The following is a 14,890-nucleotide window of genomic DNA, read 5'->3' as shown; positions in this document are numbered from 1 at the left end:
AGCGATTTTCCTGGGACCGAGGTGAGGCCAGCCGCAGCCGACTTGGTTCAGATGTTTGAATGACCGGGCCGTTGTCCGTTAGGTGCCCCGGCTCATCTTGACGGGACCGGTGCCACCAGCGTCCGGCGCTACCCCTATTTCGCGCCGCTCATTGGTGTGTCGCCGCACACCCAGCATCACCCCCATGAAGACACCAAGAACAGTCGTGTTCGCCTTGTTCGCGGCCGCTGCCTCCGGGCAGGGCTTGCTTGCCCAGACCGCTCCGGCACCCACCCCGGCCACTCCTGCGGAGCAGGAGGAGGTCCTCGTGCTCTCACCCTTCGAAGTGACTGCCGAGGAGGATACCGGTTATGTGGCCACCTCCACCCTCGCCGGCACCCGCATCCGCACTGACCTCAAGGACGTCGGCTCCGCGATCAGCGTCATCACCAAGGAATTCATGAAGGACATCGGTGCGACCGACAACAGCACCCTGCTCCAATACACGACCAACGCCGAGGTGGCCGGCACCCGCGGCACCTATGCCGGCCTGGGCAACGGCACCAGCGTGGACGAAACCGGCAGCCTGCGCGCGCCCGGTGGCGCCCAGCGCGTGCGCGGTCTCGCCTCGGCGGACAACACCCGTGACTTCTTCACGACCGACATCCCGTGGGACGGCTACAATGTGGACCGCATCGACATTCAGCGCGGCCCCAACTCCATCCTCTTTGGTCTTGGCAGTCCGGCGGGCATCGTGAACGCCTCGCTGAACGGCGCCATGTTCCGCAACCGTGGCGGCCTGGAGTATCGCTTCGGTTCCTACGGCAGCCAGCGCACCAGCCTCGATTTCAACCAGGTGCTGATCGACAACGTCCTCGCGGTCCGTTTCGACGCCCTCTACAATCAGGAGAAATACCAGCAGGATCCCGCCTACCAGAACGACAAGCGCATCTATGGCGCCCTCCGCTTCGACCCGCAGCTCTTCAAGGATCCCTCGTTCCGCACGAGCCTGAAGATCAAGTATGAGAACGGTGAGATCAAAGCCAACCGCCCGCGCAATATCCCGCCGCAGGACAGCATCACCCCGTGGTTCCGGCCGATCAATCTCGACCCCAACAATCTCCAGGGCGGCATGGGCAAGCTCGCCGTCCCGAACGGTTACACCATCGGCTCCGCCGCCGCGACCTTCAGCCCCTGGCTCGGCGGTCTCGTCAACCAGCAGCAGCCGCTCTGGCTGATCGACGGCACGAGCAACCAGCTCTACCGCATCTACGGCGGTTATGTGAACACGGGCGCGCTCAACGCCGCCGGTGTGCCGCAGGGCGCCTCCACCTCGATCATCGGACAGCGCTACGCCGACGTGTTCTCCCAGATCGGCAGTTTCAACGCCTACGCCAACAATGCGCGCCTGACCAATTTCCAATACGGTCAATACCGCAACATGTCGCTGACCGATCCCACGGTCTTCGATTTCTACAACCAGCTGATCGACGGCCCGACCAAGAACGAGTGGGAAGGCTGGGATGCCTACAATGTGGACCTCAGCCAGACCGCCTTCGACGACCGTCTCGGCGTGCAGCTGACCTATGACCGCCAGAAGTACAACCGCGGCGGTCAGGCCCTGCTCGGCAACCCGACCCTCAACATCGACATCCTGCAGAACTTCCAGGATTACGTCACCGGCCCGACCAACGCCAGCAACGGCAACGTCGCCAACTCGAACTTCGGGCGTCCCTACATCGCCGGCGGCCCCGGTCGCGGCAATTCCTACGAGAGCGACCGCAAGTATCTGCGCGGTTCGATTTTCGGTGAAGTCCGCGCCGGCGACTTCCTCGACCGCGACAGCTTCCTGACGAAGCTGCTCGGCAAGCACCGCTTCAACGGCGTTTACAGCAGCGAGAAATACAACACCGAGAACCGCTCGTGGCAGATGTATGCCAACTCCGCGGCCTACGCGGCCTACAAGCTGCAGGGCAATCCCGACGGCATCACCAACCTGCCCCCGGTGGCGGTGATCTACCTCGGGCCCTCGCTCGCCAGCGCCAGCTCGGCGTCCGGCGCCAACATCCCCGGCATCCAGTCGGCGGTCACGCTGCAGGATGGCAACATCTACCAGTTTGACTCCACCTGGCGGAATCCGACGGGCGTCAACTTCAGCGATCCGTGGAACGTGCCGGCCAACCTGCAGCCGTTCTTCAACGGCAATCCCGTGATCAATACGGCGACCGGCCTGCCCTACGCGCAGCTCACGCAGGTTTCCAATCCCGCCAACTACGTCGGCTGGAACAACAACTTCCAAAACAAGCTGCTGCGTTACAACAACGGCGAGGATCTCAGCCTGCTCACGGCCGCGGCCAAGAGCCTGCGTCAGACCACCTCCTATGCCGGCTCCTGGCAGGGCTTCCTCTGGAACGACGCCATCGTGGCCACGGCCGGCTGGCGCTATGATGAGGTGAAGAGCAAAAACGTCACGGCTCAGCCCACCGCCGGGGCGGCCGCTCGGGGTGCGCTCAATCTGAACCCGAGCGTTTACAAGCTGCCCGACGCCTTCCCGCTGTCGCAGGTCTTCAAGGACCACTCGACTGCCGGTGGGGTGGTCGTGCATATCAACAAGCTGCTCGGCGACCGTGACCCGCTCCCGATCAACGTCAGCCTGTCGTATAACAAGTCGAACAACTTCCAGGTGACCGACCTGCGCCGCGACATCTACGGCAATTCGATCGGCAACCCGACCGGACAGACGAAGGAGTATGGCCTCCTGCTCTCCACCAAGGACGGCAAGTATTCCCTCAACGCCAGGAAGTATGAGACCGCCCTGTCAGGTGCCAGCACCCAGCTGGATAACAGCGGCATCTACGGCACGATCCGCGACGCGCTGAACTGGCGCAACATCAAGGTCTATTACATGTCCGCCTATGCGTGGTCCACGGCCGGCCAGACCAACCTCAATCCCTACACCGGTCAGCGTTATCTCTGGGACCCGGTCTACGTCAGCACGACGACCGGTCGCCCGGTGGCCTCCGGCGCCCTCGCCACCGGCCCCGCCGGTTCCCGCCTCGAGACCGTCACCGAGGCCAACACCCGGCGCGACGCCGCCATCAAGGCGATCAACGACATGCAGATCTGGCTCGCCGGCAAGGGCTACTTCACGGCGTGGAACTACGGCGCGGGCCCGACGACGCAGGCCGCTCTGCAGACCCGCGGCCAGTATGAGGCCAACCCCATCCTCCCGAATCCGGCCAGCGTGTATGATTACCGCACGGCCCCGCTGATGCAGGGTTTCGCGGTGACCGCCGACACGCAGTCGAAGGGTTACGAGTTCGAGCTCACGGCCAACCCGATCAAGGGCCTCCGCGTCGCGCTCAATGCCTCCAAGACGACCGCCGTCCGCACCAATGTGGGTGGCCCGGTGCTCGACGAACTGGTCGCCTACATGGACACGCTGATGGCCGGCCCCGCCGGCGATCTCGTCCGGTTCAACTCCGACTACTCCGCCGGCAATGAACTCCGTCAGGCCTGGAATCCCTGGCGCGGCCAATACACCCTGCTCAAGCTGCAGGAAAACACCGCCGCTTCCGAACTCCGCAAGTGGCGCTACAACGCCGTGGCCAACTACACGTTCCAGGGCGGCCGCCTCAAGAACCTCAGCATCGGCGGCAGCTACCGCTGGCAGGACAAGGTCGTGATCGGCTACCCGCTCGTGCCGGGCGCCGCCGGTCTCGCCAGCTTCGACCTGAACCAGCCCTACTACGGCCCCGCGGAAGACGCCCTCGACGTCTGGGTCGGCTATGAGCGCAAGCTCAGCGACAAGATCAACTGGCGCATCCAGGTGAACGTCCGGAATGTCGGCGACAACAACGGCCTCATTCCGATCTCCGTCCAGCCCGATGGCCGCACCTGGGCCTCGGTCCGCATCGCTCCCACCCAGGAGTGGTTCGTGACGAACTCGTTCTCGTTCTAATCAGGTTACACGAGGTATCATCGCCCCCGGCCCGGCCTCAAAACCGGCCGGGGGCTTTCTTTTCTCCGTCAGTTTCTCCCATGATCACCCGCACCCGCTTCTCGGTTTTTCTCTGCCTGTGTCTGGGCGCTGCGGTTTGCGCGGCCCCGCGTGAACGCCTCCCGCTCAACGACGGCTGGCGCTTTCAGTCGGGCGACCCGGCCGGCAACACGGTGGACCTGCGTTACGACGTGCGCCCCGAGATCGGCTCGCGGCGCGACGACGGTCCGGCCGACGCCAAACCCGAGGAGGCCGCGCGCCTCGCGGCCGAGGCAAAGACCGTGCTCAAGCCTTGGATTCTCCCGACCGCCAACGCCTTCATCAAGGATCCCGCGAAGCGCCACGCGCGCCCGGCGGGCGACCCCGGCGGCGACGTGCCTTACGTGCAGGCCGCGTTCGATGACCGCGCGTGGTCGGAAGTGCGTCTCCCGCATGACTGGGCGATCGCCGGCCCGTTCATTCGCACGGGCGATGTCGGGGGCATGGGCCGCCTGCCGAGCTGGGGCATTGGCTGGTATCGCCGCAAGCTCGACCTCCCCGCCAGCGACGCGGGCAAACGCCTCTTCCTCGAGATCGACGGCGCCATGTCTTACGCGACCGTGTGGCTCAACGGCCGGCTCGTGGGCGGCTGGCCGTTCGGATATTCCTCCTGGCGCGTGGATCTGACGCCCTACGCCGTGCCCGGCGGCGTCAACCAGCTCGCCATCCGTCTCGACAACCCGCCGGCCTCGTCGCGCTGGTACCCGGGCGGCGGCCTCTACCGGAACGTGTGGCTTACCAAGGTGTCGCCGGTGCACGTGGACCAGTGGGGCACCTTCGTATCCACGCCGCAGGTTTCCGGGGAGTCTGCCACCGTGAGCCTTGAGGTCACCCTGGCAAACACCGCCGCGGCCTCCGCCACGGTCAGCGTGGCCACGGACATCTACGAACTCGACGCGGCCGGCGCCCGCAGCGGCGGGGCCGTGGCGAGTTTTTCGCCGGTCGAACTGACTGTCGGAGCAGGCGAGCGCGCCGCCACGCACGGCACGCTCACCCTGGCCAATCCGCGCCTCTGGGGTCCGCCACCCACGCAGTCGCCGCATCGCTACGTCGCGGTTACGCGCGTGCTGCGCGGCGGTGAGGTGCTCGACACCTACGCGACGAAATTCGGCATCCGCGAGCTGAAGTTCGACCCTGAGCGTGGCGTGCGCGTGAACGGCGAGCCCATCCGCCTCCAGGGGGTGAACCAGCATCACGATCTCGGTGCGCTGGGCGCGGCCTTCAACCTGCGAGCGGCCGAGCGCCAGTTGGAAATTCTCCGCGACATGGGCTGCAACGCGATCCGCCTGAGCCACAACCCGCCCGCGCCCGAGCTGCTCGAGCTCACCGACCGCCTGGGCTTCCTCGTCATCAACGAGTCCTTCGACTGCTGGGAGCGCCGCAAGACGCCGCTCGATTTCCACCTCATCTTCCCCGACTGGTCCGAGCCCGACCTGCGCGCCCTCGTCCGCCGCGACCGCAACAGCCCGTCGGTCATCATGTGGAGCATCGGCAACGAGGTCGGCGAGCAATACACCGACGCGGCCGGCGCGGCCGTGGCGAAACGATTGCACGACATCACCCGCGAGGAGGACCCCACGCGTCCGACCACCACGGCGATGAACTGGGCCAAGCCCGACATGCCGCTGCCCGCGGTCGTGGACGCCATCAACCTCAACTACCAGGGCGAGGGCATCCGCCAGGAACCCGAGTTCGAGGGCACGGACCGCATCCGCACGCCGCCGCAGTATCCGCATTTCCGGGCCAGATTTCCCGGCAAGCTGATCATCAGCAGCGAAAGCGCTTCGGCCTTCAGCAGCCGCGGCGTCTATTTGTTCCCGGTTTCGCCCCTGGTCAGCGCCCCCGTGCGCGACGGCCGCGGTGGGGACTCGCGCAACCACCACGTCTCCGCCTACGAACTGCACGCGGTGGACTTCGGCTCCACGGCTGACAAGGTTTTCGGCTCGCTCGACCGGCATCCCTACGTGGCGGGCGAATTCGTGTGGACCGGCTGGGATTACCTTGGTGAGCCCACGCCCTACTACTCCGCTCGCAGCTCCTACTGCGGCATCATTGATCTCGCGGGTTTCCCCAAGGATCGGTTCTGGCTCTACCAGGCGCGTTGGCGGCCGGACCACCCGATGGCCCACCTGCTCCCGCACTGGACCTGGCCGGAGCGCGTCGGCCAGGTCACGCCCGTGCATGTCTTCACGTCCGGCGACGAAGCCGAGCTCTTTCTCAACGGCCGCTCGCTTGGTCGGAAAAAGAAGGGCGCCTACGAATACCGCCTGCGCTGGGACGACGTCACCTACGAGCCGGGCAAACTGGAAGTCGTCGCCTACCGGGCCGGTCGTGAGTGGGCGCGCGACACGGTGCAGACCGCGGGCGAACCCGCCGCCCTCGCGTTGTCGCCCGATCGCGCCACGATCCGGGCCGACGGCTACGATCTGTCGTTTGTCACCGTGCGGGTGACCGATTCGGCCGGGCAGACCGCCCCGCGCGCCACGAACCGCGTCAACTTCACCATCGCCGGCCCGGGTGAAATTGTCGCGACCGACAACGGCGACCCTACCGACCTTGAAGCCTTTCCCGCGCCCTCGCGCCAGGCCTTCAGCGGCCTCTGCCTCGTCATCATCCGCGCCCGGCCCGGCCAGGCGGGCGACATCCGGCTCACGGCCACCAGCGCGGGCTTGAGACCCGCGGAAACCCGGCTCACTTCGATACCCTGAACCCGGACCGGTAGCCCGGGCCACTATTCCACCTCCCCTCCCCATGAAAACCACGGTCGCTCCGTTCCGTGTCCCGCCATGGAACACGTTTTGGCTGGTCCTCGTCCCGTTCCTGCCGACCGCGGTGGCCGCCGCCGACCGGACAACCGGTCCGGCCAGCGCGGATGCCTCGGCCACCCACGTCCTCTTCATGGGAGTGGAGCTCGCCGCGGAAAAGGGCCGCGCTTACCACCCGGTCGTGGGCGTCACCGCGGCTTCCGTGGTGATCGCGCCGGAGGGCAAGCCGGTCCGGTTGCCGTTGGCGCAGACCGCCAACCTGCGTGTCACCGAAACCCTGCGGTTGGCCGATGCCAAGGTCGGGCTCGACCACTTCAAGTTTGAGCGGGCTTACTCGGCCGACGCCGATCCCTCGGCCCAGCTCGCGCGGACGGCGGCGCTCGCCGCGAGCCAGACGGCGTTCGTGGATCTCGCCAACGCCGATCTGCGCCGGGCCAATCTCCAGGTGGCCGGGGCCAGCGGAGCGGTGGCGGGCGCCAGCAATCCCGAGGACATGGCCGATGCCCGCCGCGCCTTGAACAGCGCCCAAAGCGTCCAGGCTTCCGCCGAGGCGAATCTGAACCAGGCCCTGGCCACGCCCAACAGCCAGGTTTACGACGTGGGCGCACAGTCGGCCCGTTTGTCCGGCGAGGAAAACTACGACGCCATCCGGGTGTCGTTTGCGGTGACCGCCGAGTCGGACCTCGCGCAGCCTTACTGCGGGATCATCGCCCGGCTCCGTGATCCCGGCACCCGGTCCGATCGGGTGCGCCCGTGGGTTTACCTGCATCCGCTCAGTCCGATGCTCGCGGGCGAGACGCGCCGCGTGACCGTGTTTCAAAGCGGATTTCCGCCCGGTTACACCCTGGAAGGCTGCGACGTCCATGTTTACGACGGGGCCAAGGAGCTCGCGACTCCCTTGTCTCCCCGCCGTGTGCCGCTGTCCGACGAGGAGGCGCGCGAGTACCGCGTCATCGAATACATCGCGGCCAACAGGGGCCGGACCCTTCCGGCTGCGTTGATCACCACGGCGCTCCGGCTCGATGCCTGGGCCTCGCTTCATCCGGCGCAGTTGAAGGAAACCTGCCATGTGCGTGTCGCCAAGGACGGCCGCGTGACCGGGACTTTCCGCGATGCCGACGGCAAAAAACCCTTGGCGGATGCCGCGCTCGCCGCGGTGCTGAAAACGTTGCGCTACAATCCGGCGCTCGTCGCCGGCCAACCGGTCGAGTCCATCGTGCCGGTGGTTCTGGGCGGACTGGCCGTCCGCTGACCGGGTCAGGCCACGAGATTGGCCGGCAGGATCGCGGCGGGCTGTTCGTCGGTCGCGGGCCGCCGGCTGGGCAGGGAGGCCCCGTCGCACCAGCGTCCGGCTACGGAGGTGATGGTGGGAACCGTCGGCAGCCCGAACTGGTTTTTTTCCAGCTGGGCGTTCAGCAGCTCGACGGCCAGCTCGCCGATCCGGGCATGGTTGCCCTGCACGCCGGCGAGCGTGCCGAGCACGTCCTGCAGCAGCAGGTCCACATACGCGACGGACGCCGGCACCTCGAATCCGGATTGCCGCAGGAGCGGCCGCACCAGCGGGCTGACGCCCAGAACCACATCGGGACGGTGCAGCCGATGCCAGCTGACGAGGGCATGGCTGCATTCGACCGGGCTGTCGGGCAGCAGCAGCACCGGGAGGGAGGGAAGGTTGCGGCGGTATTGTTCCGCGCCGAAGGCCGCGGACCAGGTGCGGTCCGCCAGCTCATCCGTGCGGCGCGGCAGCACCAGGCCGGGTCGCTGGTAACCCGCGAGCAGCACCTGGCGGAGGGCCAGCCGCACGATCGCGCCGACATCGGTGGAAACCTGGTTGAGATCGGGCGCGAGCAGCGAGGAGTTGCCGATCCGCACGGCGCAGAGGCGCGACCAGTCCATCGTGTCCAGCGTCTCGCCGATTGGCAGATGCGGGGCCAGCAGGAGGCAGCGGATGCCCTCATGCGCGAGCATGCGGTCGAGGCGGCGGGGATTCATGCCCGGTTCGTCGAGCCACATGTGACGGAAGTTGAAACCCAGCTCGGTCGCCCGGCGCTCGGCGGCGGTGAAATAAATCCCCTCCACCGGCGACTGGCGCCAGCCCTGCCGGGTGTCGCCCCGGGTGAGGTAGACGAGCGTCTCGGCGCGGCGCTGTTGCCGGCACGCGTTGCGGTAGGCGGCGAGGGCGCGCAGGGCCGGATCAGGCGAGTAACCCAAGGAACGCGCGATGGACTGGATGCGTTCACGCGTCTCCAACGGAATCAGCCGGGAGTTGCGCAATGAAAGCGAAACCGTGGTGTTGTGCACCCCGGCGGCGCGCGCGATGTCCGTCTGCGTGACCCGTTCCTTCATGGGTGGACGGGCGCGAACGCTACCGCTGACGGGCAGCGGCAAAACCGGGCGGCAGGGGTGAACCGGACGGAAGGCATGGCGGGGTGGGGCAAGTTCCGCGCAAAGGGTTCAGCCTTCGGCGATTCACCCGCAACCACCCGGTGGTCAAGGCACCCCCATGACCAAAGTTATATCAACGGTTGAGCTTGTCCGGTGCACCGGCCGCCCAAACCCCGGGAAATCACTCCAGCTGGATGATGCCCTGCTTCACGCCGGCGAGGATCGCCTGCGTGCGGTCCGCCACGCGCAATTTGCCGAGAATGTTGGTGAGATGGACCTTCACCGTGCCCTCCACCAGGTCGAGCCGGGCGGCAATTTCCTTGTTGCTGAGTCCTTTCGCGACCAGCGAGAGCACCTCGACCTCGCGCGAGGAGAGCTGGGAGATCACGCGGCCGCTCATGCGCGACGAGATCTCCGGCGGGATGTATTGCTCGCCGGCGTGCACCCGCCGGATCGCCTCGAGCAGGCGCTCCAGCGGCATGTCCTTCACCACAAACCCGCGCGCGCCGGCGCGGAAGGCCTGGAAGACCTCCTCCCCGCTCGCATAGTTGCTGAAGACGAGCACGCACACGTCGCCGAAATCATCGCGCAGCCGGCGGATCACCTCGGTGCCGCCCATGCCCGGCATCCGCAGGTCGAGCACCACCACGTCGGGCCGGTGCTGCCGGTAGGCTTGGAGCGCATCAAGCCCGTTGTCGGCCTCGGCCACGACTTCCATGTCCGGCTCGCCGTTGGCGGCCGTGACCAGGCCCATGCGCAGGACGATGTGGTCGTCCACGAGCAGGATCCGGATTTTGCGGCTCGCGTGGCTCATACGACGGGCAGCGGGGCGCGCACCGCGACGGACACCACGGTGCCCAGGCCGGGCGTGCTGTTGATCTGGAGTTCGCCGCCGATCTTCTCGGTGCGTCCGCGCAGGCCGCGCAGGCCGAAATGACCAAAGCCGCTGCTGAGCACCGATTGCGGCACGAAGCCGTTGCCATCGTCGGCCACGCGCAGGGCCACCCCGCCGGCCTCGTAGATCAGGGTGATGGTGATGGTGCGGGCGGCCGCGTGGCGCACGGCGTTGGTGATGGCCTCCTGGGCGATGCGCAGCAGGTGGTGCTTGGTGGCCGACGGCAGCCCGGTGGGCGCACCCTCGATGATCACCTGCATCTCGGCCGCGCCCGGGTCGATCAGCGCGGTGATCTTCTTCAGCGCGTCGCCCAGCTCCGTGCCCTCAAGGATCGGCGATTCCATGTCCCACACGGCATGCTGCACCTCGTGGCGCGTGAACGAGACCATGTTGCGGGCGACGCTGAGGCGGGAGCGCACCGGCTCGGGCAGGCCGGGCAGCTTCAGGGTGGCGTCGAGGTGCAGCATCAGGCCGCTCAGGCCCTGCTGCACGCTGTCGTGGATCTCGCCCGCGAGCCGGTTGCGCTCGGCGAGGGTGGCGGTCTGGCGCGTCTCGTCGTTCAGCCGTTGCATCGCGATCCGCAGCTCGCCGGTGCGCTCGGCCACGACCTGCTCCAGGATCACGTTCTGCGAGCGGGCCCGCTGGGTGGTCCAGCGCAGGAGCAGCCGGAGCAGGGTCGCGAGGCCGAGCAGGTAGCCGCCGTAGGCATACCAGGTACGATACCACGGCGGGTCGATGGCGAACTCGACGAACAGGGGCGGGCCGGCCGGAATGACGGCGCCGGACAACCGCGCCTCGAGCCGGTAGCGGCCCTCCGGGAGATTGTTCAGCGTGAGCAGGGAGCCGTTGCCCACCACCACGGTGGTTTCGGCGCCATGATGCAGGCGGAACTCGTAGACCGGCGGCTGGCGCGAGGCGTAGCTGCCGGCGAAAAACCGCAGCACGAGGCTGTTGTCCGCATGCGCCAGCACCGGCAGCGCGGGCAGGGGACCGGGCCGCTCCAGCAGTTCGCGCCCGGCCCGGCCCGCGGCGAGTGAAACGAGGACGGGGCGGAAGGCCGGCTTGGGCTCGGCCACGAAATGCCGGTTGAGGTGGTAGATCGACTGCCCGGTGAGCAGCCAGACGTCGTCGCCGGGCAGCAGCTGCACGAGCGGGAACCGGTCGTTGATGCGACCGAAGCTGCCGGTGTCGAACACCGGCTGCCCGTTCTCCACCCGGAGGGTCAGCAACCCGTCGTCATGCGTCGCCCAGATCGTGCCGGACTCGTCCTGCCGGAAGCGGTTCAGCGGGAAGGGCGCCAGGTCGAGCATCCGGCCCAGCTCCGGGCGCGGGATGAAGGTCTCGCTCGCCTCGTCGAAATAAACGCGGCCGTCCGGCAGGCCCGTGAGGACCACCGTGTCGCCGGCCCAGCCGACATTGATCCAGCGCGACGCTTTCCAGGGAAATTCGTCGAACACGCGCACATGCAGGCGGCCGTCGTGCAGGCGCACGCGCGCGGCGCGGTTCGGGCCCAGTTCCATCCACGCGGCGTGGCGGGACCCGTGCACGATCATCGGGTAACCCACGCCCGGCACGCGCGGGGCGCATTCCTTCCAGACCCCGTCCGTGCGGCGCAACACGGTGATTTCCGTGGCGCCGAGCGCGTAGAGCACGTCGTTCACCGGCACCAGCCGCGCAACGTCCATGCCGGTCAGCACCGTCTCGAATTTCCCGCCCGGCCGGCGCACGTGGATGCCCTGGTAGGTGCCGACGATCAGCTCTTCGCCCACGGTGGCGACCGCCCAGACGGCGGAAGCGGGCTGCTCGCCCATGAGCTGGAAACGCGTGGTCTCGCCGGGGCGTCCATCCATCGCCGCATAGAGCCGCCCGCCGGAGGCGACCACGATGCGATCGTTCCAGCGCACCAGCTGGGGCCAGCTCAGTGACAGGCCCTGCCGTTGGCCGAACACGGTGAGCGGGCTGTTGTAGAGGATTTTCTCGATGCCGGTTTCCGTCACCACCCAGAGCACGCCGTCCTCCCGCGAGGCGAGATCGGTCACGCGCTGATACTCCGAGGTGGTCAGCGCCAGCAGGACGCGGCCGTCGGGGGCCACGATGTGGACGCCGCTGCCGTTGACCGCCACGGCGAGATTGCCGTCGGGCAGCCGCACCAGGGCGCCCACGCGGCCCAGGGCCTGTTCGCCCAACGGGCCCGGGAAGGCGGAAAAATCCCGGCCGTCGAAAAACCGCAGCAATCCGGCGACATTCGCGGTGATCACCCGCCCCGCGTCGAACGCCGCCACCTGGTCCACCTCCGCGCCCTCGGGCACCGGTTCGCGGATCATTTGCACCGTCCCGCGGACGACGTCCACCGCACAGAGGCCCTTGGCGTAGGAGGAGACGTAGAGTTGGCCGCGGTGGTGGAACAGCCGGGCCACGCCGGGGATCTCGAGAAAACTTTGGCGGCCGCTGGCGCGGTCCCAATAGACGAGGCCGTTGAGGCTCGCAAAATAGGTGCCCTCGGGGAGCGCGAGCAGCTCGTTGAAGTTTGATTTCAGCGCCCAGGCCGGCGCATCGGCGGGTGTCAGGGCCTGCGGCCGCAGCCGGCCGGTTTCCATCCGGGCGTGACCCCAGGTGCCGAAGGCCCCGTAAAAGGCGTCCTTCGTGGGACTGAAGACCAGCCGCTCCATCACCCGGCCGTTGCCCACGCGGTCCGCGATGTCGATCCAGCTCGTGTCGTTGAGCACGATGCAGGAGCCGGCGCGGGTCACCGCGATGCGGCCCAGCGGGTCGAAGTCGAGGCGCATGCCGCGCGAGGCGTTGCCGATTTCCTCAAAGGAATAGAAGCGCGTGAACGGCAGGCCGAGTTCGCCGCCCGGCGCCGGATCGGCGGCCCGCCCGCCGGTCAGGACCAGGCACAGCGCGGCGAGACCAAGGCCCAGCCGGCCGGGACGACGGAAGGCGCTTCGGTCCGGCGTTCCGGATCGTTCGTGTGCTCTGCCGGCGGGTGCGCACGGCCTGGCACGGGGAGGGGGCATGCGGCAAAAAATCCCGCACGCGGAATCCCGGCGCAAGATGTTTCGCCCGCCGCGGCTATGACCTAGGCTATACGCGCGATTGGGACCTCTGTCATCTTGCTCGCCACGGGTCCGCTGCGTGACTCGTGGCATGCCGCCGGTCACCGCTTCCTCCCGCCTGATCTCCCGGCCCGGGCGCGCCGCATCACCCACCCGCCCGGTGGCGGCGTTTGCATCCGAGTCCACGCCAGCCACTCCGCTCTCGGCCACGGTGAACGACATCCTTCAACGCTACGACCAGGGGCGCACCGGCCTCGAGGAAACGGTGCTCGCGCTTTTTCACGGCGGGGTCTCCCCCGCGCAGGCGGAACTCGCGGCGTGCCGGCTCTTCGGTGCGGACTCGGGCTTGCCCGAGCTGGCCGCGCGGGCCCGCACCGTCGCCCGCGAGATCACCGCCTGGACCCAGCGGGCGCTCGCGCGTCCGCGCACCAGTCTGTTTTTGCAGGCGGTCACATTCACCCAGAAACCGCCTTCCGGGCCGCGCGAGACGACGGTGCAGATTGCCGTTGGCGTCGATGCGCGCGGCGGCCTGGAGGTGCTGGGCGTCGCCGCCGTGCCGCCGGGCGCGGAACCGTGGACCGGTCTGTTGGCCGGCCTGCGCCGGCGCGGATTGCCGGCCGCGGAGATTGTCGTGGGCGGCAGCGAACCGGATCTCCCCCGCGCCGTGCACCGCCATTTTCCCGGCGCCCGCTTTCAGGTCTGTCTCGGCACGTTGGAGGAACAGCTCCTCTACAAGGTCCCGCCGGCGCTGGTCCACGTCGTGGCCGACGGCTTCGCCTCGCTGCGCGCGGCCACCGCGGCTGCCGCCGCGCGTGCGGCGCGGTCCGCGCTGACCCTGCGGTTGCGCACGCACGGCCAGACGGAAGTTGCGGCCTGGCTGGAAAACACCGACGACGTGCTCTTCAGCCATCTCGCTTTTCCGCCTGGGCAACAGGCGCACCTGCGGGATGCCCGCTTCCTCCGCAAGCCCCTGGGCCAGGTGCGGGCCCGCGTGCGCCTGCTCGGCCCCGAACTCGATGACACCACCCTGATGCTGCTGGTCGCCGCGCGTCTGCGCCAAACTTGGCCCGCCCACGCGCAACGGCGTTTCAAGACGCTCGCGCGGCGCGCGGGCTGAATCCGGCCTGACTCGGAGTCGTCCGGCCTCGGGCCCGGCCGGGCTTGCCCTCCGCCCCGCGGCCGCCGGATGCTGGAGCGTGACTTCCAGCGAACAACTCTGCCTCGCCTGCGGCCTGTGTTGCGACGGCACGCTCTTCGACGGCGTGCAGCTCGAACCCGGTGACGATGTGCGGCGGCTGAAATCCCTGGGCCTGCCGGTTACCCTTTCCCGCGGCCGCAATCCTGTCGGGCGTTTTCCCCAGCCGTGCAAGGCCCTCTGCGCGGACCGCACCTGCCGGCTCTACGCGGACCGGCCCCGCCAATGCCGCATCTTTGAGTGCGGCGTTTTCAAGGAAATGCAGGCTGGCCGTACCGACCCCGCCGCCGCGCTGCGGCAGGTCAAAAAAGCCCGGCGCCTTGCCGACCGGGTGCGGAAGCTCCTGCTTCAGCTCGGCGACACCGACGAACAGCGCGCCCTGGGCGAGCGCTTTTTCCGCATGCAATGCCGCATGGAGGAACAGCCCGCCGACCCGGCCGCGCTTGCGACCTTCGCCGACCTGAGCCTCGCCGTGCACCGCCTGAAACTCCTCGCGCACGACAAATTCTACACCCGGCCGCCGCAGCCGTCCGCAAAGTAGGCGCAACCGAGTCGCGCTTCCTTTCGTGGAGGGCC

8 protein-coding genes are annotated in these 14,890 nt (G+C 68.1%); 5 read left to right on the top strand and 3 right to left on the bottom strand.

Annotation, left to right across the window (positions count from 1 at the left end; translation table 11 throughout):
* Positions 1-184: 184 nt before the first annotated feature.
* The 3 genes from ESB00_RS19295 (at position 185) to ESB00_RS19285 (ending at position 8,035) form a co-directional block, all read left to right on the top strand.
* Complete coding sequence (locus ESB00_RS19295) at positions 185-3,940, top strand: TonB-dependent receptor plug domain-containing protein (RefSeq protein WP_129049863.1); 3,756 nt, start codon at positions 185-187, stop codon at positions 3,938-3,940.
* 80 nt (positions 3,941-4,020) lie between these two features.
* A complete protein-coding gene (galB, locus tag ESB00_RS19290; protein WP_129049862.1) occupies positions 4,021-6,726 on the top strand; it encodes a beta-galactosidase GalB in 2,706 nt (901 codons plus the stop codon).
* Positions 6,727-6,769: 43 nt separating this feature from the next.
* On the top strand, positions 6,770-8,035 hold the full coding sequence (locus ESB00_RS19285) for a hypothetical protein (protein ID WP_129049861.1): 1,266 nt from the start codon (positions 6,770-6,772) through the stop codon (positions 8,033-8,035).
* 5 nt (positions 8,036-8,040) lie between these two features.
* Here the strand turns inward: ESB00_RS19285 and ESB00_RS19280 are convergent, their stop codons facing one another.
* From ESB00_RS19280 to ESB00_RS19270, 3 genes are all read right to left on the bottom strand, one after another.
* Positions 8,041-9,129, bottom strand: a complete 1,089-nt coding sequence (locus ESB00_RS19280) for a LacI family DNA-binding transcriptional regulator (RefSeq protein ID WP_129049860.1) — start codon at positions 9,127-9,129, stop codon at positions 8,041-8,043.
* 220 nt (positions 9,130-9,349) lie between these two features.
* Complete coding sequence (locus ESB00_RS19275) at positions 9,350-9,982, bottom strand: response regulator (protein ID WP_129049859.1); 633 nt, start codon at positions 9,980-9,982, stop codon at positions 9,350-9,352.
* The gene (locus ESB00_RS19270; protein WP_129049858.1) at positions 9,979-13,080 is read right to left on the bottom strand and encodes an ATP-binding protein; all 3,102 of its coding nucleotides are present in this window, start codon (positions 13,078-13,080) and stop codon (positions 9,979-9,981) included. The genes ESB00_RS19275 and ESB00_RS19270 overlap by 4 nt, the downstream gene beginning before the upstream one ends.
* A gap of 130 nt (positions 13,081-13,210) precedes the next feature.
* Here ESB00_RS19270 and ESB00_RS19265 point away from each other — a divergent pair, with 130 nt between their 5' ends.
* Positions 13,211-14,236: a transposase gene (locus ESB00_RS19265; protein WP_129049857.1), complete on the top strand. Its 1,026-nt coding sequence runs from the start codon at positions 13,211-13,213 to the stop codon at positions 14,234-14,236.
* 79 nt (positions 14,237-14,315) lie between these two features.
* On the top strand, positions 14,316-14,855 hold the full coding sequence (locus ESB00_RS19260; protein WP_164976329.1) for a YkgJ family cysteine cluster protein: 540 nt from the start codon (positions 14,316-14,318) through the stop codon (positions 14,853-14,855).
* Positions 14,856-14,890: the final 35 nt, after the last annotated feature.

It is taken from the genome of Oleiharenicola lentus, assembly GCF_004118375.1.
GTDB classification, from domain to species: Bacteria; Verrucomicrobiota; Verrucomicrobiia; order Opitutales; family Opitutaceae; genus Lacunisphaera; species Lacunisphaera lenta.
This window is presented reverse-complemented; position numbering and strand designations above follow the sequence as displayed.

Excerpts from the sequence above, each read along its gene's own strand:
- ESB00_RS19265 (WP_129049857.1), top strand. The coding sequence starts at position 13,211 with ATGCCGCCGGTCACCGCTTCCTCCCGCCTGATCTCCCGGCCCGGGCGC.
- galB (WP_129049862.1), top strand. The coding sequence starts at position 4,021 with ATGATCACCCGCACCCGCTTCTCGGTTTTTCTCTGCCTGTGTCTGGGC.
- ESB00_RS19280 (WP_129049860.1), bottom strand. The coding sequence starts at position 9,129 with ATGAAGGAACGGGTCACGCAGACGGACATCGCGCGCGCCGCCGGGGTG.
- ESB00_RS19295 (WP_129049863.1), top strand. The coding sequence starts at position 185 with ATGAAGACACCAAGAACAGTCGTGTTCGCCTTGTTCGCGGCCGCTGCC.
- ESB00_RS19270 (WP_129049858.1), bottom strand. The coding sequence starts at position 13,080 with ATGCCCCCTCCCCGTGCCAGGCCGTGCGCACCCGCCGGCAGAGCACAC.
- ESB00_RS19275 (WP_129049859.1), bottom strand. The coding sequence starts at position 9,982 with ATGAGCCACGCGAGCCGCAAAATCCGGATCCTGCTCGTGGACGACCAC.
- ESB00_RS19285 (WP_129049861.1), top strand. The coding sequence starts at position 6,770 with ATGAAAACCACGGTCGCTCCGTTCCGTGTCCCGCCATGGAACACGTTT.